General features: G+C 67.1%; 16 protein-coding genes. 8 read left to right on the top strand and 8 right to left on the bottom strand.

The features are described 5' to 3' along the window. The first annotated feature begins 122 nt into the window (after positions 1–122). Positions 123–743 (top strand): LysE family translocator, encoded by a 621-nt coding sequence (locus tag AC6H0N_RS02930; protein ID WP_497572555.1) that lies wholly within the window; start codon positions 123–125, stop codon positions 741–743. A gap of 35 nt (positions 744–778) precedes the next feature. Here AC6H0N_RS02930 and AC6H0N_RS02925 read toward each other — a convergent pair whose 3' ends face one another. Then, positions 779–1,534: an SDR family NAD(P)-dependent oxidoreductase gene (locus AC6H0N_RS02925; RefSeq protein ID WP_497572554.1), complete on the bottom strand. Its 756-nt coding sequence runs from the start codon at positions 1,532–1,534 to the stop codon at positions 779–781. Positions 1,535–1,709: 175 nt separating this feature from the next. Here AC6H0N_RS02925 and AC6H0N_RS02920 point away from each other — a divergent pair, with 175 nt between their 5' ends. Both AC6H0N_RS02920 and AC6H0N_RS02915 read left to right on the top strand, forming a co-directional pair. Beyond that, positions 1,710–2,630 carry a LysR family transcriptional regulator gene (locus AC6H0N_RS02920; RefSeq protein WP_497572553.1) on the top strand — a complete coding sequence of 307 codons (921 nt, stop codon included), beginning with the start codon at positions 1,710–1,712 and terminating at the stop codon, positions 2,628–2,630. Between the two features lie 104 nt (positions 2,631–2,734). Further along, complete coding sequence (locus AC6H0N_RS02915) at positions 2,735–3,523, top strand: enoyl-CoA hydratase/isomerase family protein (protein ID WP_497572552.1); 789 nt, start codon at positions 2,735–2,737, stop codon at positions 3,521–3,523. 15 nt (positions 3,524–3,538) lie between these two features. Here the strand turns inward: AC6H0N_RS02915 and AC6H0N_RS02910 are convergent, their stop codons facing one another. After that, entirely contained in the window at positions 3,539–3,700 is a 162-nt protein-coding gene (locus AC6H0N_RS02910; RefSeq protein WP_497572551.1) for a DUF1127 domain-containing protein, read from the bottom strand. Positions 3,701–3,860: 160 nt separating this feature from the next. On the opposite strand from AC6H0N_RS02910, the gene AC6H0N_RS02905 reads away from it, so the two are divergent. Then, positions 3,861–4,469: a carboxymuconolactone decarboxylase family protein gene (locus tag AC6H0N_RS02905; RefSeq protein ID WP_497572550.1), complete on the top strand. Its 609-nt coding sequence runs from the start codon at positions 3,861–3,863 to the stop codon at positions 4,467–4,469. Between the two features lie 91 nt (positions 4,470–4,560). Continuing rightward, positions 4,561–4,821 carry a hypothetical protein gene (locus tag AC6H0N_RS02900; RefSeq protein WP_497572549.1) on the top strand — a complete coding sequence of 87 codons (261 nt, stop codon included), beginning with the start codon at positions 4,561–4,563 and terminating at the stop codon, positions 4,819–4,821. A 65-nt stretch (positions 4,822–4,886) separates the two neighbouring features. Here the strand turns inward: AC6H0N_RS02900 and AC6H0N_RS02895 are convergent, their stop codons facing one another. Continuing rightward, positions 4,887–7,136 (bottom strand): glycosyltransferase, encoded by a 2,250-nt coding sequence (locus AC6H0N_RS02895; protein WP_497572548.1) that lies wholly within the window; start codon positions 7,134–7,136, stop codon positions 4,887–4,889. Further along, complete coding sequence (locus AC6H0N_RS02890) at positions 7,133–8,197, bottom strand: lysylphosphatidylglycerol synthase transmembrane domain-containing protein (RefSeq protein WP_497572547.1); 1,065 nt, start codon at positions 8,195–8,197, stop codon at positions 7,133–7,135. The genes AC6H0N_RS02895 and AC6H0N_RS02890 overlap by 4 nt, the downstream gene beginning before the upstream one ends. Before the next feature lie 74 nt (positions 8,198–8,271). Here AC6H0N_RS02890 and AC6H0N_RS02885 point away from each other — a divergent pair, with 74 nt between their 5' ends. Further along, on the top strand, positions 8,272–9,384 hold the full coding sequence (locus AC6H0N_RS02885; protein ID WP_497572546.1) for an NADH:flavin oxidoreductase/NADH oxidase: 1,113 nt from the start codon (positions 8,272–8,274) through the stop codon (positions 9,382–9,384). A 73-nt stretch (positions 9,385–9,457) separates the two neighbouring features. Here AC6H0N_RS02885 and AC6H0N_RS02880 read toward each other — a convergent pair whose 3' ends face one another. From AC6H0N_RS02880 to AC6H0N_RS02865, 4 genes are all read right to left on the bottom strand, one after another. After that, positions 9,458–10,405 (bottom strand): YcjF family protein, encoded by a 948-nt coding sequence (locus tag AC6H0N_RS02880; RefSeq protein ID WP_497572545.1) that lies wholly within the window; start codon positions 10,403–10,405, stop codon positions 9,458–9,460. A gap of 62 nt (positions 10,406–10,467) precedes the next feature. After that, positions 10,468–12,969, bottom strand: a complete 2,502-nt coding sequence (locus AC6H0N_RS02875) for an ABC transporter permease (RefSeq protein ID WP_497573237.1) — start codon at positions 12,967–12,969, stop codon at positions 10,468–10,470. Continuing rightward, a complete protein-coding gene (locus AC6H0N_RS02870) occupies positions 12,959–13,648 on the bottom strand; it encodes an ABC transporter ATP-binding protein (RefSeq protein ID WP_497572544.1) in 690 nt (229 codons plus the stop codon). Before AC6H0N_RS02870 ends, AC6H0N_RS02875 begins: the two co-directional genes overlap by 11 nt. Positions 13,649–13,826: 178 nt before the next feature. Continuing rightward, complete coding sequence (locus tag AC6H0N_RS02865) at positions 13,827–14,486, bottom strand: outer membrane protein (RefSeq protein WP_497572543.1); 660 nt, start codon at positions 14,484–14,486, stop codon at positions 13,827–13,829. Between the two features lie 363 nt (positions 14,487–14,849). Between AC6H0N_RS02865 and glxR the strand changes: the two genes are divergently transcribed. Together glxR and pyk are read left to right on the top strand one after the other, a co-directional pair. Beyond that, a complete protein-coding gene (gene glxR, locus AC6H0N_RS02860) occupies positions 14,850–15,737 on the top strand; it encodes a 2-hydroxy-3-oxopropionate reductase (RefSeq protein ID WP_497572542.1) in 888 nt (295 codons plus the stop codon). 288 nt (positions 15,738–16,025) lie between these two features. After that, complete coding sequence (pyk, locus tag AC6H0N_RS02855; RefSeq protein ID WP_497572541.1) at positions 16,026–17,444, top strand: pyruvate kinase; 1,419 nt, start codon at positions 16,026–16,028, stop codon at positions 17,442–17,444. Positions 17,445–17,498: the final 54 nt, after the last annotated feature.

Below are 17,498 nucleotides of genomic sequence, written 5' to 3'. Positions count from 1 at the left end.
CATGCTGCGCGCATGAAGTGGGGTGCGCCTGAATCCTGCGGCCGCGCAAAAAACCGGATTTCAGCAGTGCGCCAGGGCCTGCGCGTTAGCCTGCAAGCTGGCCTTCTCCGCCCGTGATTCCGATGACCGTCGCCGGCCTTGCCTCGCTGTTCCTGACGCTCGCCACGCTCGCTGCCGTTCCCAGTGTGAGCGTGCTGACGGTGGTCGCCCGCGCCGCTGCGGGCGGATTGACGCATGGCGCGTTGGCCGCGCTCGGTGTGGTGGTGGGCGACGTGATCTACATCCTGATTGCGCTGTTTGGCCTCACCGCGCTGATGGAACTGATCGGCCCGTGGGTGCACGTTCTGCGTTGGGCCGCTGTGTTGTTGCTCGGCCTGTTCGCGTGGTCGCTGTGGCGCGCGCCGCCCGTCGCCGGCGTCGAAACTGCGCCGGCCGGACGCGGCGCCAGCTTCGCCGCCGGGCTGCTGGTGACGCTGGCCGACGCCAAGGCCATCGTGTTCTATCTGGTGCTGTTTCCGGCCTTCGTCGAGGTCGGCTCATTGGCTGCGGATGACATGCTGGCGGTGCTGCTGGTGGCGGTCCTGGCGGTGTTTGGCGCGAAGATGGTCTGGGCATTCGCCGCGCAGGAGGCCGTGCAGCGCATCGGCGCCGGCCGCACCCGCTGGATCAACCGCGGCGCGGCGCTGGTGCTGGCGGGGGTTGCGGTGTTGGTATTGCTGGGCGGTGTGACCATGCTCATGTGATGACGCCGCCGGACGCGCGCCCGGCGGCGGTGGGCTTACAGCTTGACACCGCCCGAGGCTTCGATGCGTTGACCATTGATCCAGCGGTTGTCGTCGGCCAGCAATGAGGCCACGACTCCGCCGATGTCGTCCGGCAGTCCGACGCGTCCCAGCGCGGTCTCGCCCGCGATGGCGTTCTTCACCTCCGGGGTGTCGCGCACCAGACCGCCGCCGAAGTCGGTTTCGATGGCGCCCGGTGCGAGCGTGTTGACCGTGATGCCACGCGCGCCCAGTTCCTGCGCCATGTAGCGCGTGAGCACCTCGACGCCACCTTTCATCACGGCGTAGGCGGCAAAGCCCGGCATCGAAAAGCGCGTGAGCCCCGACGAGACATTGAGAATGCGTCCGCCGTCGTTGAGCAGCGGCAGCAGCGTCTGCGTGAGGAAGAACGGGCCCTTGAGATGCACGCGCATCAGCTCGTCGAACTGCGCCTCGGTGGTGTCGGCATAGCTGGTGTAGGTGCCCATGCCGGCGTTGTTCACCAGAAAGTCGAAGCGTTCGCGCTGCCAGTGCTGCTGCAGCGCCTGGCGCACATCGGCTGCAAAGCGGGTAAAGCTGCTGCTGTCGCCCGCGTCGAGTTGCAGCACGGCAGCCTGTGCGCCGAGCGTGTTTACTTCGGCGGCGGTGGCTTCGGCCTCGGCGCGCTGGCTGCGGTAGGTGATGATCGAGTGCACGCCGCGTCGGGCAAGGTGCAATGCCATGCTGCGGCCAAGGCCGCGGCTGCTGCCGGTGATGAGGGCGATCGGGTTCATGTCGGGCTCCGTGAGTCGTTGAACGAAAGGCGCTGGAACAAGGCAGAGGAGGCTCGTCCAGCCACGGGGCCAGTGTATTGATGCGTTTAAAGCAGATAAATCGTCTGAATGTTGAAATTCTGTTCGCAAAAAATGGACAATTGCGCCTCGGACCATCAACGAAAGGAGCTGGCCCATGGACCAGATCGAATCCATGCGCATCTATGTGCGGGTCGCCGAGCTGGGCGGCTTCACCGCCGCGGCAGACGATCTGGGGCTGCTCAAGACCTCGGTCTCGAACGCCATCCGGCAGCTTGAGGGAAAGATCGGCACGCGCCTGCTGCACCGGACAACGCGCAAGGTACAGATGACGCAGGACGGTCAGCTCTACTACGAGCGGTGCAAGGATCTGCTGGCGGATCTCGACGAGTTGCACACGCTGGTGGGTTCGAGCGGGCCGTCGGACGTGCGCGGGCGCTTGCGGGTGGACTTGCCGCTGGCCGCGGCGCGCGATGTCGTCATTCCGCAGTTGCCGGCTTTTCTGCAGCGCCACCCGGAGCTTGATCTGGAACTGAGCAGCACCGATCGGCGCGTGGACATCGTGCGTGAAGGTTTTGACTGCGTGCTGCGGGTGGGCGCCATCGGTGAGCAGAACGTGGTGGCCGTGCCGCTGGGCGAACTGCACCAGATCAACTGCGCCAGCCGCGAATACCTCGCCACTCATGGCGTGCCGCAGTCGCTGGACGACCTCGCCGGGCATCGCCTGATCGAGTACGCGCAGACGTTGGGCAGCCGGGCTGCGGGCTTCGAATATGTACCGGCGCCGGGCGAGGCTTCGGTGTTCGTGCCGATGTCAAGCGCGCTGACGGTGAACAACTCCGACGCCTACCGCCAGGCCTGCCTGGCCGGGCTGGGTATCGTGCAGATGCCCAGCTACGGCGTGGTGCAGCAACTGGCCGACGGCACGCTGGTCGAAATCCTGCCCGAATATCAGCCCCCGCCGTTGCCGGTAACGCTGATCTATGCCCACCGCCGCCACCTGCCACTGCGCGTACGCGCCTTCATCGACTGGCTGCGCCCGATTCTGACCGAGCGACTGGGTACGCGCGCTGCGTGAATTTCCCTGTGCCGGCAGCCATCACCTCTCAGGCTTGCGCCATGCCAGGCGCCTAGAGTCCTTGCGACGCCCAGTGGAGGCGTGACACTGCAAGGAGGTTTGCCATGACCGGTACGAATTCTCTGCTGTTCGAACTCAATGCGCATGGCGTTGCGCTGGTGACGCTCAATCGCCCGGCGGTGCATAACGCCATCGACCCCGACATGCTCGAACGGCTGTCGAACGTGCTGGCCGATGTCGCGGCCGACGACGCGGTGCGGGCCGTGATCCTGACGGGTGCCGGGGAGACGGTGTTCTCGGCCGGCGCCGACATCCGCTACCTGAATCACGCCTCGCCGCTGGCCGTGCGCGAACTGGCGATGCAGGCGGTGCGCGTTACCGGCCAGCTTGAGAATCTCGGAAAACCGACGGTGGCGGCGCTCAATGGCCACACCTTTGGCGGCGGGCTGGAGATTGCCGAAGCGTGCATGTTGCGCGTGGCGGTGGAAGGCGCGCGGCTCGGGCACCCGGAGGTGCGCATCGGCGCTGTGGCCGGCTTCGGCGGCACGACGCGACTGGCGCGGCTGGTCGGCAAGGGGCGCGCGGCGGAGATGCTGCTGACCGGCCGCGCGATCGACGCCGACGAGGCCTTGCGCATCGGGCTGGTCACTGCCGTGGTGCCGCCTGCTGCGCTGATGCATGAGGTCGGCACCTTGCTCGACAGCGTGCTGGCGCAATACCCGACCGCCGTGCGCCTGACCTGGGAGGCGCTGCACCGCGGCCTCAACCTGTCGCTGGAAGAATCCGCCATGCTCGGCGCCGACTACTTCGGGCTGGCCGCCACCACCACCGAATTCCGCCAGGGCACGCGACGTTTTCTGGACAAGGGCGCGGTGCGCGAGCCCGCACATTGAGGTCACAGGCGTGGCTCAGGCACGCCAGAATGGCTTGTCGGCCTCGCGCAGCGCGTCTTCGCGGCGGATACCGATGTCGCGCAGCATGCGTTCATCCAGCCGCGCGAGCACGGCGCGGCAGCGGGCGCGGTGGCGCATTCTGCGCAATGCGTGGAGGAGGCGGCGCAAGGCGGGCATGCTGGTTTCCGGACGAAGTGGACTTCATGTTCCGGTCGCGCTGGCGGGCTTGCGTGAAATCCCTTGTCGCGGCGCCTAGCGCGCCTCAACCCGCGGACGGCGGCGTCTGCGATGCTTGTGCCGGGCGGCATACTTGCCTGGATCGAACGGGAGAAATTTGATGACGACGCACAACACGATCGCGCAGGGGTTTGGCGCCGACACCGACGAGCGCATGCCGATGTTGCCGCTGGACACGCTGGATGCGGCGCAGCGCGTGGCGGCCGACGCGTTGATGGCCGGGCCGCGCAAGGGGGTGAAGGGGCCGTTCATTCCGCTGCTGCGCAGCCCGAAACTGCTCGACGGGCTGGCCCGTACCGGCGAGACCTTGCGATTCGGCTCGGTGCTGCCCAAACGCGTGACCGAGTTCGTGACGCTGGTCGTGGCGCGCCACACGGCCAACCAGTTCGAGTGGGCGATCCACCACCCGCTGGCGTTGGAGGCCGGCACGGCACGCGAGACGCTGGACGATCTGGCGGTGGGGCGTTGGCCGTGTTCGATGTCGGCGGATGAATCGGCCGCGTGGGATTTCACGCGCGAAGTGCTCGATCACCATGGCGTGTGTGACGCCACTTACGCCGATGCCTTGGGCCGCTGGGGAGAGCAGGGCGTGGTCGAGCTGACCGCGTTGATCGGCTATTTCGTGTGCGTGTGCTGGGTCATGAACGTGGCGCGCACGCCGGCGCCGAGTGTGCCGGCGGGCGGGGCGCTCAAACCGTTTCCGGGCTGAGCGCGGACGGCGCAGTGCTGCCTTCTCGGGCGGAGTTAGTATGTCAGCTCGCTTCCGGTGTCTGGAAGAGGTGCAGGGCAGGAGGTGTGCGATGAAGTTTTCGCGTGGTTTGATGGGTTTTGCAGCGTGTGGGGCACTGATCGTGCTGACGGGCTGTGTGGTGCAGGGCGACACGGTGTCCGCAAAGGGGCCGGGCCAGCAGGGCGTCGGGATTCCGCCGGGGCACATGCCGCCGCCGGGTAAGTGCCGCATCTGGCATCCCGGCATGCCGCCGGGTCAACAACCTCCGCCGGGGGATTGCCGTGATCTGATGCATCGGGTTCCCCCCGGTGCGGAACTGGTGCGGGGCTAAGCGTTTCCAGACCGGCGGTGATACCGCCGGTTTTCATTTCAGGGGTGTGTGATGTGCCGCGGCCGTCACGGCCGGGCTTCCGTGTCCGGCGATTCCGGCGCGTCGCGCTTGGCCCGCTGCGCCAGGGTTTCGGCGTAGAAGCCGCGGATGCGCGTGGCGAAAGCCTCGATCGAGTGATCGGCGGCAAATGTCAGTGCGTTGTCGGCCAGCTCGCGGCGCAGCTCTTCATCGGTGAGCAGTTCAGCCACGCGTTCTCCCCAGCGCGCGTGGCTTTCGGGCGTCTTGAAGCCGTTGTGGCCGTCGCGCACGACGTCGTCAATGCCGCTTGAACGCACCGCGACCACCGGCAGGCCGGCGGCCATGGCTTCGAGAATGACCATGCCCTGGGTTTCGGACTTTGACGCGAACACGAACACGTCACCCAGCGCGTACCACTTTGACATGTCTTCGGGCGGCACCGCGCCGACCAGCGTGAAGCACGTCTGCAGACCGAGGCGGTCGATGCGCGCCTGCAGGCGCTGGCGGTCGTGGCCGTCGCCGATCATCAGCATGCGGAAGGGCTGCTTGCAGCTGCGGCGCAGGCGCTGAATCGCGTCGATCAGGAAGTCGATGTTCTTCTCGTCGGACAGACGCGACACGCTGACCAGCACGCGCTCGTCACCGATGCCGAGTTCGCTGCGCAGGCGCTCGACTGCGGCGGGGTCGACGTCGCGCAGGCGCTCGTATTCGATGCCGGTGGGCTGCACCAGGGTGGGCGTGGTCACGCCGATCATGCGCAGGTATTCCTCGGTCGAGTCGGTCGGCACCACGATGCCGTCGCAGCGGTTGGCAAAGCGCCGGATCAGCACGTGCGAGATCAGGTTGCGAAACAGCGCGCCGGGCAGCGGCACGAAGTGGGCGTAGTGCTCGAGCCGCGTGTGATACGTGTAGATCACCGGCACCTTGAGGCGCCGTGCGACGAAGACGCCGAGCCAGCCGAGCCAGAACGGGTGGTGTACGTGAATGATGTCCGGCGCGAATTCGCGCACGCGGCGGCGAATGAACGGCAGGAAGGGATTGGCGATGCGGAATTCGCGCCGCTCGCCGAGCGCGAGCAGTGACGGCACGCGCAGCACGTCGGCCTCGCGCTCGGGCTGGCGGCGGTAGCGCGGCGCGATGACCATTACCGCGTCGCCGAGAGCGCTCAAGCCGGCCTTCAGGCGCGCAATGGAGATCGGCACGCCGCCGATGAAGGGCAGGTAGTTGTTGGTGAACATCGCCACGCGCAGTGGCCGCGTGAGCCACGGCGTGGCGTCGACGTCGTAGTCCGGGTAGTAATTGCGGCCGACGAAGATCGCGCTGTGCAGCTTGAGCGCGATCAGCGCAAAGGCGGCGACGATCAGGAAGAAGTTGACGAAGCCCACGTAGAACAGCGAGTAGACGAAGAACCACAGGCTTTCGAGCTGTTTGAGGATGGGGTGCTCACCCACTTCGACGCGTTCGACCTGATGGGTCACCGAGCCGTCGGCGCGCTTGTCGACGCGCACGAAGTGGTAGTAGCTCTCTTCATCATTGAGCACCAGACCGCCGGCGCCGCCGGTGACGATGAACAGCGTATCGCCGATGCGCTGCTCGTCGTAGAGCGCGAGGTTGGTGGAGAACACCATGTCGATGCGGTGGCGCTCGACGGCGGCGAGCAGCGCATCGCGGAAATCGTCGGGCAGGTAGTCGTCGTCGGTGGCGAGCAGCGGCTCGTCGGCCGGCCGCAGCACCGGCTTGCCGATGAAGATCAGGCGCGCGGCGCTGGTGTCGTTCTCGAGCAGGTCGTCCATCCAGCGCAACTGCCAGCCCCACGGCGTCTTGCCGGTGCCGTCGAGGAAGATCATCCGCGTGTCGCCGAAGCGCAGCGTGTAGAAGTGCGGGCCGAAATGCTCGTAGAAACGGAAGCTGCCGAAGTTGCTGAACTCGTTTTCGCCAAAGGTCAGCAGCCACGGCACGGACAGCCGCCCCAGCGTGCCCTCGAGCGCGCGGTACTTGTCTTCGCCGCCGCCGCTGACGGCATTGCCGGCCGACACCACGAAATCCACTCCGGCGTTGCGGATCATCGGCACGAAGCGCCGCTCGAAGATGCTGACGGAATTTTCGATGTTGCCGACTACCGCAAAGCTGAACGACTCGCGCTCGCCCAGGGCATCGCGGATGTGCTCGACCTGCTGGGTGTGCAGGGCCCGCAGATCGGGCAGCATGAAGTTCAGATAGGCCTTGTAGCCGAGCATCGCGGCGATGATCAGCAGGCAGGCGTAGTAGGTCAGGCGGCGTCGCAGCGGGCGGCTCATGCGTTCTCCGTTGCGCTGCGCGCAAGCCGGCGGCCGAGCAGCACCAGGCCGATCAGCATGCCGATGTGAATGGTCAGAAAGCGCCACGCCAGCGTCACCAGAACCAGCTCGCCCGGGCCCAGCACGTTGGAAAAGAAGGCACCGAACACGCCTTCGGAAATGCCTGCCGCGCCGGGTGTCGGAGCAAAGTACATGACGAAGGTGGTGACCAGCGCCAGCCCGGCCGTGGTCAGCCAGGCAGTGTCGTGGCCGAGCGCGCCGACCAGCAGCGCCGGAAAGCTGAACAGGCAGGCGAGGAACAGCAAGGTGCTGCCCACCGACAAGGCGACCAGATGCGGCGGGCCGGAAAGGTACTCGCCAAAGCCGGCGGCAAAGCGTCGCATCTCGCGCCGCAGCGCAAACTGCAGCCGCCAGTGACGATGCGCGCCCACCAGCCCGGCGCGGCGCAGGCCGCCCAAAATGCTGCTCACGGGTACGATCAGCCAGCGCGTGCGCAGCACCACAACGGCGAAGAACAGCACGTAAAGAGCGACCAATGTGGCGAGTATCGGCGCGATGCGCGCCAGCAGCGCCTCGCCGTCCGACGGCGCGCCGAAGACCAGGAACAGCGGCGTTCCGACGAAGATGACGGCGGTGGCGAGCACCGTGCGCAGCGTGGTTGCGGCGGTGGCGTGGCCTACCGGTACACCGTGTTCGCGCAGCATCCACACCTGCGCGACGCCACCCCCGGTGGCCATTGGCGTGACGTTGGAGAAGAACAGGTTCACGAACACCAGGCGCGCCATCGCCGCGGGCGGAATGCTGTGCCCGAGCGCGCGCAGCGTGTAGTGCAGGCGCAGCCCGTCGGACACGAAATACAGCGCCAGCAAGCCGGCCGTAGCGGCGAGCACCGACGGTGCGAGCAGGCGGCTATCGAAGCTGAATTCGCGCCCGGCGAATTGGTCGAACACCGCCCACGCGCCGGCAACGGAGAACGCCACGAAGAGCGCCCCGAACAGGATCAGGCGACGTCGTGGCGAAGAGTCGGCAGGGCGGCTTTGCGGCGTTTCCATTGCGGGCATGATACCGGCGCGGATGGCGCCATCCGGGGTAGAGTGCGCATCGCTCTGCCACTGTTTTGTATGAGAGGGTTTCGATGAGTCCGTTGTTCACTCCGCTGCGCCTCGACGGCTTGCAGCTTGCCAACCGCATTGTGGTGGCGCCGATGTGCCAGTACTCCGCCGAAGACGGCTGCGCGACCGACTGGCATCTGATGCATCTGGGTCAGATGGCCATGTCGGGTGCCGGCATGCTGATTCTGGAAGCCACCGCGGTGCGCGCCGAGGGGCGTATCTCGCCGCAGGATCTGGGCCTGTATTGCGATGCCAACGAGGCCGCGCTGGCGCGCGTGGTCGGCGCCGTGCGCAGGTACGCCGATCTGCCGCTGTGCGTGCAGCTCGCGCATGCCGGACGCAAGGCCTCGAGCCGCGCACCGTGGCTGGGAGGCTCGATGGTGCCGGCGGACGAGGGCGGCTGGCAGCCGCTGGCGCCGTCGCCGCTGGCGCATGGCAAGGAAGAGCCGCCGCCGGCCGAGTTGGACGGCGCCGGCTTGCGTGAGATTCGTGATGCCTTTGTTGCCGCTGCGCAGCGTGCCGCGCGGCTGGGCCTGGACGCCATCGAGCTGCACGCGGCGCATGGCTATCTGCTGCACCAGTTCCTGTCGCCGCTCTCGAATCAGCGCACGGACAGCTATGGCGGCTCGCTGGAGAACCGCATGCGCTTTCCGCTGGAAGTGTTCGACGCGGTGCGCGCGGTGTTCCCTGCGGGCAAGCCGGTCGGCGTGCGCATCTCGGCCAGCGACTGGGTGGACGGCGGATGGGACGTGACGCAGAGCCTGGAGTTTGCCGCGGCACTGGAGGCGCGCGGCTGCGCCTTCATCCATGTATCCAGCGGCGGTCTGTCGGTGGAGCAGAAGATTCCGCTCGGGCCGGGCTATCAGGTGCCGTTCGCGAAGCAGGTTCGGCAACAGGTGAAGATGCCGGTGATCGCGGTCGGCCTGCTGACCGAGCCGGAGCAGGCCGAGGCGATTATTGCAAACGGCGAGGCCGACATGGTGGCGCTGGCGCGCGGCATGCTGTGGGACCCACGCTGGCCGTGGCACGCGGCAGCCAAGTTGAGCGGCACGGTGAAGGCGCCCCCGCAGTACTGGCGCTGCGAGCCACGCGAGTTCAAGGGTGTGTTCGGCGACACCACGACTGGCCAAAGGTAAAAGCAAAAGCCCCGGATTCCGGGGCTTTTGCTTCGTATGTTAGTGCTTCGCTGCGCTCGCAATGACAGGCATATCAGCCACGCAGGCTCGACGTGATCTGCGCCAGATCGACGGTGCGCGCCTTCTCGGCGATCTGGCCGGCATATTGTTGTTGCAGGCCTTTTGCCTGGCCGAACCATTCGGTGAACTCGGCCTTCAGCGCGGCGGTGTCGAGCTTGCGACCACCGCCGTAGTAGCTGACCGCGATCTTGCCGATGGCGTAGGTGGTGGCGAACGAGAAGGCGGCGCCCGTGGCGGTGCCGCCGACGCCGCGACCCAGCCCGCCGAAGACCTTGCCAAGCAGGCCGCCGACCAGCTTGCGGCCGATCTGCTCGACGTACTGGCCGGTCATGCCGACGCCGGCTGCGGCGAGGAAGTCGGTGATGTGACCGCGGTCCAGCTCGTAGCCGTGGTTCTTGCCGATGCGATACACCAGCCGCAACTGCAGCGGAATGATGGCCATCGAGGCCATGGACTGCGGCAGCAGCTCGAGTGCGCCGTTGAGGATGGACGCGTTGAGGATCATGCGGTCGAGTTCGGCACGATCCGGCCCGCTGGCCGCAGCGGCGACCGGCGCGACTTCGGTCGGCAGGCTGCCGGCGACCGGCGCTTCGGCGACCTCTTCGGCCTGATGCACGGTGGCTTCGGCCTGGCCGTGGTCGAGCTTCAGCGCGGTTTCCAGGCGCTGCAGGAAAACGGTTTCGGCGGCGTCATGGCGGCCGTCGGCCTCGACCACGCCGACCGCCATTTCGAAGGCCAGCTGGCGCAGTTCGACGCTGTCGAGCGCAGCGGCGGCGTCTTCGAGGCTGGCGCGGCCGAGCAGCACGTCCTGGTAGAGCTTCATGAAATCGATGTCGGCTGCGTCCCCGAGCGATTCGGTTACGCGGCGCACGTGTTCGCGCTCGGCGCTGTCCTTGCGTCCGTCGGCGAAGGCGGCCATCAGGCTGATGGTGACGATGGCGCGGGCGTGTTGCGGGTTCATCGGGTGTCCTCGTGAGGTGGGTGTTCAAAGCCTAAACAAGACTGCATCAGGAATTCATTTGTTCAACTGCTGCGCAACAGCGTGGCGGGTGTCAGGCGCAGCTGGCGCATCAGCCAGTGCGCCCCCAGTGTCAGTGACACGCTGGCGACGGTGAAGGCCACGGCTGCGCCGGGCCACCAGGTGATGGGGGTTTCGAGCCCGATGCGCCAGTGCAATAGCATGGCTGCCAGCGCGCCACCGGCCAGCGACGCGAAGGCCGAAGTGACCAACGCGAGCAGCAGATACTCGAGGTGCAGACTGGCGCGAATGGCCGACAGGCGCGCGCCGAGCGTATGCAGCAGGGTGGCCAGATAGACCTGCCGAACGCGGTTGGCGGTGACCACGCTGACCAGCACCAGCAGGCTCGCCAGCAGCGTCACGCCACCGATGGCGGCCAGACCCGCGGCGGCACCGCCGAGCAGCGAGCGCGCTTCGGCCAGCAATGCGCCGGTGCGCACGGTGACGACGTTGGGTTGCTCGGCGGCGATGCGGTTTTGGGCGGCGAGCGCTTCACCCGCGTCCATCCAGGCCATGCCGACGTAGCGGGTGATGAAGGGGTCGAGCGCGCCGTCGGAGAAGATGGCCTCCAGCCACAGCCGCGACTGAAAACGTCGCTGACCGTAGATGGCAACCAGTTCGGCCTCAAGCGGCTGACCGCCGATGTTGAATGTCAGCCGGTCGCCGACCTGCAGGCCGAGCTGGTCAGCCTCGCGGTCTTCCATTGCCACCACCGGCGGGCCGGCGTAATCGGCCGGCCACCAGGCGCCGCTGCGCAGCACGACATCGTCGAAGTTGTCCTGCAGGTGGCTCATCTTGTGTTCGTCGCGCGCTTCGCGGCGGCGCTGCGGATCACTGCTGTCGGCCAGCGCTTCGTCGCCGACACGCGCCAGACGGCCGAGCACCAGCGGCGCGACGGACAGGCGTTCGAGGCTGGGCGACTCGCGCAACAGGGCTTCGAAATCGGCTCGCTGGGTGGGCGAGACGTCGTAGAACACCAGCGCCGGCGCGTTCTCGGGCACCGTGTCGTCGATGGTCTGCAGCAGCGCCAGCACGACCAGCGTCGAGGCCACCAGCAGCGTCATGGCCGAACCGAGCGAGAGCAGCGTCGGGCGCAGCGGCGAGTCGTTGCGATACAGGCCGGACAGCGCAAGCCGCAGCGCGAAACGGCCCGACAGACGCGGGTCGTCGGCAAAGCGTCGGGCCAGCGCGCGAAGGCCGCGCACGACGCCTTCGAGCAGACCCAGCAGCGCCAGCAAGGCGACGACAAAGGCCGCACCGAACAGCGGGTCGGGCATGGCGAAGATGACCAGCAGCGCGACCGCGGCGGCGCCGGCCAGCGTGGCGTTGCGCCAGCGCGCGGGCAGATGCGTTTTCACGCCTGAAAGCCCGCGGAACAGCGCGGCGGGGCTGACCGACAGCGCTCGCCCGAGTGCCGGCAGCGCGAACACCAGCGCGGTGAGCACGCCGAACAGCCAGGCCACGGCAAGCGGCGCGGCCAGCGCGGCCCAGGTCGATTGCAGCGGCAGGCGCTCGGCCATCAGGCTGCCGCCGGCCAGCGCGAGGGCGCCGCCGGCCATTACGCCGACCAGACTTGCCGCGGCGGCGAGCATGCCGATCTGCAGCAGCACGAGGGCCGTGAGGCGGCCGTCGCGCAGGCCGACCGCGCGCAAGGTGGCGAGCGTGCCGAGCTTGCCCTGCAGCCAGGCCTGCACGCTGTTGAACACGCCCAGCCCGCCGATGAACAGCGCGGAAAAGCCGATCAGCAATACGCCCGAACCGATCTGGCCGAGCACTTCGCCGAGGCGCGCGTTGCGTTCGGTGAAGGTACGAATTTCGGCTTCGGACTGCGGATGCGCGTCCATGAAGGCTTCGCGCCAGTCGCCCGGTGCGATGTCGCTGCGCGCACGGTAGCGGAACTCCGGCCGCGCGCCGGGCGCGAGCAGACCGGTGGCCTCCAGCGCCTCGGCGCCGATCAGCACCGGCGGGCCGCGCCAGTCGGCATTGAGGCTGCGGTCGGGCTGGCGCAGTGTGATGGCGCGCACTTCCATCTCGGTAAAGCCCACTTCGATGCGGTCGCCCACCGTGAGATCCAGCCGCGAGGCCACCGCCGGATCGATGGCGAGGCCGTGCACGCCGTCGCGCGGCGCCAGCACTTCAGTCAGGCTGGCGGCGGGTTCGAGCACGAGCTCACCGACGAGCGGATAGGCCTGATCAACGGCCTGCAGCTCGACGAGCTGGGCGTCGCCGGCTTCGCTCATCAGCATGGTGCGGAATTCGACCAGACGCGAGACCGTGCCGCGCTCGCTCATCCACGTGACGATGTCGTCGTTCAGCGGCGCGCGGCTGCGTACTTCGACGTCGCCGCCAAACAGCGCGCGGGTATTGGCGAGCAGCGTGTCGCCGACCTGGCGGTAGATGCCGCCGCTGGCGGCGATCAGCGCCACGCCCAGCGCCAGGCAGGCGCAGAACACCCACAGCGTGCGGCTGGCGCCGCGCAGGTCGCGCCAGGCCAGCTCAAGCAACATGCGCACGGGCGCCTCCGGCGTCTTCGACCAGGCGGCCGTCGGTGAGCCGCAGCACGCGGTCGCAGCGGCGCGCGAAGTTCATGTCATGCGTAACCAGCACCAGCGTCGTGCCGGCCTCGCGGTGCAGATCGAGCAGCAGTTCGCCAATGGCGCCGCCGGTGCGGTCGTCGAGGTTGCCGGTGGGTTCGTCGGCGAGCAGCAGCTTCGGCGCATGCACCAGTGCGCGGGCGATGGCGACGCGCTGCTGCTCACCGCCGGAGAGTTCGGTGGGGTGGTGATGCAGGCGGGCGCCGAGGCCGACCTGTTCGAGCATGGCGCGGGCGCGTTCGCGGGCGTCGCGCCGGCCGGCGATCTCCAGCGGCAGGGCGGCGTTGTCGAGCGCGGTGAGGCTGGGTACGAGATGGAAGGACTGGAACACGATGCCCATGCGGTCGCGCCGCAGGTCGGCCAGCGCGTCGGAATCGAGACTGTCGAGCGCTACATCATCGAAGAACACGCGACCGGCGGCGGGGCGTTCGAGCCCGGCGAGCAACAGCAGTAGCGAGGTTTTGCCCGAGCCGGACGGGCCGGCGATGGCAATGCGCTCGCCTGCGGCGATGTCGATATTCACGCCGCGCAGGATGTCGATGCGCGTGGATTCGAGCGTGTAGTGCATGGAGAGATCTTGCAGTCGGATCATCGGGCGCTCTTGTGAGGGGACGCGGTACGGACTGCGGGATGCTGCTTTGGTTCGGCGCGGCCGCACGCGGAAGCGGCGTGCGAGGCCGTTTCGCGGGCATGCGGGGGCGGGGTGTAGCGCGCCGCGATGGCACTCGACCAGCCTGCTCGGCAGGCTGATGGCGGCGCTCAAAGAGTGGTCAGAAGTCGCGCATGAGGCCCAGATACCAGGCCGCTTGCCGGGGCTTGTCGCGGATGCGTTCGATGACTGCCCCGCCCGCGTCGCGCGCTTCGTAGCGCAGTTCGCGATAACGCGTTTCACGGTAGCCCATACGCGCACTCCAGGCGTCGCCCAGCCGCAGGCTGACACCGGCACCCAGCACTACGCCGGGGCGCCAGCGCTTTTCGTCGTAGGTGCTGTCGGGGCTGGACCATTTGCGCTCGTGGATTCGCCCCACGGCAATGCCGGCCTCGGCAAACACGGCGAATCGATCCGACAGGTGATAGGCCGGTTGCAGCGTGAAGCTAGCGGAATAGGGGATGTCGTAGCGCAGGGACGCCGGTTCGCTCGGGATGCGTAGCCGCCACCGCGTGTCGCTGACCGCGAGGCGGGCTTCGACCGCGAGCGAGAAATCCGGCGAGAGGCCCCAGCGGTGGCCGGCGAACACCGCGCCCGCGCTGCCGCGGGCGCGGTTGACGAAGCTGCTGCCGGGCGTGCCGTCCGGTTCGTAGTAGTGCGGCTCGAAGCGCAGGCGCTCGCGTGCCACCTCGATACCGCCATAAAAGCCTTCCGCACTGGCATTGGCTGACATCAGCATGCCGGCCGCCAAGCTGCCGATGAGTATGGTTGGGAATCGCATCGAGGGACCTTCCGTTCGTGACCTGACGCGATGATAGGCGTGGCCTGGAGTGGGTGTCCATGCATGGTTTGAAGGGCTGTCGATACCTGGGGTATCGGATCAAGCGATATTTTGTGTTCTTATCAAAGCCGCCATTTGCCTTTAACATGCATGCCACACAATTCCCTGCGCCGTTTACGGCTAGGCTGCGGAATGATTGCCTGCGGGGGGTTTTCCGCATGGCTACCGGAAAGCGCCGTCGTCTGGTGCGCTCCGGCAAGGTGTTCGCCGTCCGGGGCGCGTCACATGACACGCCGCGGACTGATCCGGAAGCCCTTCGGCTGGCCGGATCCGGTATTGAACTGAACGTTTATGGAGAATGACATGGCTAAAGTTGGATTCATTGGTCTCGGCATCATGGGCGCCCCGATGGCGGGCCACCTGCAGGCAGGCGGTCATCAGCTGTTCGTGCACGACGTCAAGGCCCCGCCGGCCGACCTGATCAGCGGCGGTGCGACGGCTTGCGCCAGCGGCGCCGAAGTGGCCAAGAACGCTGACATCATCATCACGATGGTGCCGGATACTCCCCATGTCGAAGCCGTGTTGTTCGGCGAAAACGGCGTGGCCGCCGGTCTGTCCAAGGGCAAGATCGTGGTCGACATGAGCTCGATCTCGCCGATCGCCACCAAGCAGTTTGCCAAGCGCATCAACGAGCTGGGCTGCGAGTACATGGACGCCCCGGTGTCGGGTGGTGAAGTCGGTGCGAAAGCCGCTTCGCTGACGATCATGGTTGGTGGTTCCGACGCGACCTTCGCAACGGTCAAGCCGCTGTTCGAAATGATGGGCAAGAACATCACTCTGGTCGGCGGCAACGGCGACGGTCAGACCACCAAGGTGGCCAACCAGATCATCGTGGCGCTGAACATCCAGGCTGTTGCCGAGGCGCTGCTGTTCGCCTCCAAGGCCGGTGCAGACCCCGCGAAGGTGCGTCAGGCGCTGATGGGTGGCTTCGCCAACTCGCGCATCCTGGAAGTGCACGGTGAGCGCATGGTCAAGCGCACGTTCAACCCGGGCTTCCGCATCGAGCTGCACCAGAAAGACCTGAACCTGGCCCTGCAAGGCGCCAAGTCCATGGGCGTTTCGCTGCCGAACACGGCCATGGCCCAGGAGTTGATGAACACCTGCGCCGCCAACGGCATGTCTGGCCTGGATCACTCGGCGCTGTGCCGTGCGGTCGAGCTGATGGCGAACCATCAGATCGCCCAGGGCTGATCGACCTATCGGGGCGGGCAGCCTGCGCCGCCCGCCCCGACGGCCGCATTCGATGAATGCGGCCGTTTGTATTTCGGGCTTCGTACGCGCGGAGTCCGGGTGCCGGACGATAGGTCTGGGTGCCAAAGAAAGGGAGGAAGTGGTTGGTCGAGGGCATCGCGGGCCGCGACCAGGTGTGATCCGGCGCGTGGCGTCGGCAACGTGGTCGTCATGATGACGGCGTATGTTGCGCGAGGTCATGCAGCCGATCCAGCAATGAACAACAACGTATTCATCAGGACAACAACAATGCGACGCGAACGTAATGCCCGAATCATCGCCACACTGGGCCCGGCGAGTTCCAGCCCGGAAACCATCGAAAAGCTGTTTGAAGCCGGTGCGGACGTGTTCCGCTTCAACTTCAGCCACGGCACCCACGAAGACCACAAGGCGCGCTACGACGTAGTGCGCGAGGTCGAGCGCAAGGTCGGTCGTCCGATCGGCATCCTGGCCGACCTGCAGGGCCCGAAACTGCGCATCGGCACCTTTTCGGCTGGCCGCGTCGTGCTGCAGTCCGACGCCGAGTTCACCCTCGACCGCGACACCACGCCGGGCGACGAGACCCGTGTCTGCCTGCCCCACCCGGAACTGTTCGAAGCGGTCGCGGCAGGTCAGTCGCTGCTGCTCGACGACGGCAAGCTGCGCCTGCAGGTGCTCGACAGCAACGGCACGCAGATTCGCACGCGCGTGGTCACCGGCGGCCCGCTGTCGGACCGCAAGGGCGTGAACGTGCCCGACGCCGTGCTGCCGATTCCGGTCCTGACCGAAAAAGACCGTCGCGACCTCGATTTCGCGCTGTCGCTGGGCGTGGAATTCGTGGCGCTGTCTTTCGTTCAGCGTCCGGAAGATCTGCACGAGGCCCGCGAGATCATCGGTGGCCGTGCGCTGCTGATGACCAAGCTCGAGAAGCCGCAAGCGCTTGATCACCTCGACGAGATCGTGCGTCTGTCCGACTCCGTCATGGTTGCGCGTGGCGACCTCGGCGTTGAGCTGCCGCCGGAGCAGGTGCCGAGCGCTTCCAAGCGCATCCTGCGTGCCTGCCGCGAACACGGCAAGCCGAGCATCGTGGCAACGCAGATGCTGGAATCGATGATTTCGGCGCCGACGCCGACGCGTGCCGAAGCTTCGGACGTGGCCGGTGCCGTGTATGACGGTGCTGACTCGGTGATGCTGTCTGCCGAATCGGCCAGCGGCGCGTTCCCGGTGCAGGCGGTGGCGATGATGGACCGCATCATCCGCGAGGTCGAAAGTGATCCGCTGTATCGCACCCTGATCGACGCGCAGCATCCTGAGCCCCTGTCGACCCCGGGCGACGCGATCTGCTCCGCGCTGCGTGGCGTGACCAAGACCATTGGCGCAGCCGCGACCGTGACCTACACGACCTCGGGTACGAGCGCCATGCGCGCTGCGCGCGAGCGTCCGACGGCGCCGATCGTCGGCGTCACGCCGAGTCTTGATACGGCTCGGCGTCTGGCCTTTGTATGGGGTGTGCATGCCAAGGTGGTTGATGACGTGAGCTCGGTAACCGACATGGTGACCGTCGCGTGCAAGGTTGCGCACGAGGAAGGTTTTGCCAAGCCGGGCCAGAGCATCGTCATTGCAGCCGGTATGCCGTTCGGTATCTCGGGCAGCACCAACCTGCTGCGCATCGCGACTGTCGAAAGCTGATCTTCGACAGGGCTAACGACAAAGGGGCCGCAAGGCCCCTTTTCATTTGGTGCT

The organism is Pseudazoarcus sp. NS34, assembly GCF_059703725.1.
The sequence above is the reverse complement of the archived record's forward strand: the minus strand, read 5'-3'. Positions and strand labels throughout refer to the sequence as shown.

Coding starts and splice junctions, on each gene's coding strand:
- AC6H0N_RS02895 (WP_497572548.1), bottom strand. CDS start 7,136: ATGAGCCGCCCGCTGCGACGCCGCCTGACCTACTACGCCTGCCTGCTG.
- AC6H0N_RS02865 (WP_497572543.1), bottom strand. CDS start 14,486: ATGCGATTCCCAACCATACTCATCGGCAGCTTGGCGGCCGGCATGCTG.
- AC6H0N_RS02915 (WP_497572552.1), top strand. CDS start 2,735: ATGACCGGTACGAATTCTCTGCTGTTCGAACTCAATGCGCATGGCGTT.
- AC6H0N_RS02900 (WP_497572549.1), top strand. CDS start 4,561: ATGAAGTTTTCGCGTGGTTTGATGGGTTTTGCAGCGTGTGGGGCACTG.
- AC6H0N_RS02910 (WP_497572551.1), bottom strand. CDS start 3,700: ATGCCCGCCTTGCGCCGCCTCCTCCACGCATTGCGCAGAATGCGCCAC.
- AC6H0N_RS02905 (WP_497572550.1), top strand. CDS start 3,861: ATGACGACGCACAACACGATCGCGCAGGGGTTTGGCGCCGACACCGAC.
- AC6H0N_RS02890 (WP_497572547.1), bottom strand. CDS start 8,197: ATGCCCGCAATGGAAACGCCGCAAAGCCGCCCTGCCGACTCTTCGCCA.
- AC6H0N_RS02880 (WP_497572545.1), bottom strand. CDS start 10,405: ATGAACCCGCAACACGCCCGCGCCATCGTCACCATCAGCCTGATGGCC.
- AC6H0N_RS02920 (WP_497572553.1), top strand. CDS start 1,710: ATGGACCAGATCGAATCCATGCGCATCTATGTGCGGGTCGCCGAGCTG.
- AC6H0N_RS02875 (WP_497573237.1), bottom strand. CDS start 12,969: ATGTTGCTTGAGCTGGCCTGGCGCGACCTGCGCGGCGCCAGCCGCACG.
- AC6H0N_RS02925 (WP_497572554.1), bottom strand. CDS start 1,534: ATGAACCCGATCGCCCTCATCACCGGCAGCAGCCGCGGCCTTGGCCGC.
- AC6H0N_RS02870 (WP_497572544.1), bottom strand. CDS start 13,648: ATGATCCGACTGCAAGATCTCTCCATGCACTACACGCTCGAATCCACG.
- AC6H0N_RS02930 (WP_497572555.1), top strand. CDS start 123: ATGACCGTCGCCGGCCTTGCCTCGCTGTTCCTGACGCTCGCCACGCTC.
- pyk (WP_497572541.1), top strand. CDS start 16,026: ATGCGACGCGAACGTAATGCCCGAATCATCGCCACACTGGGCCCGGCG.
- glxR (WP_497572542.1), top strand. CDS start 14,850: ATGGCTAAAGTTGGATTCATTGGTCTCGGCATCATGGGCGCCCCGATG.
- AC6H0N_RS02885 (WP_497572546.1), top strand. CDS start 8,272: ATGAGTCCGTTGTTCACTCCGCTGCGCCTCGACGGCTTGCAGCTTGCC.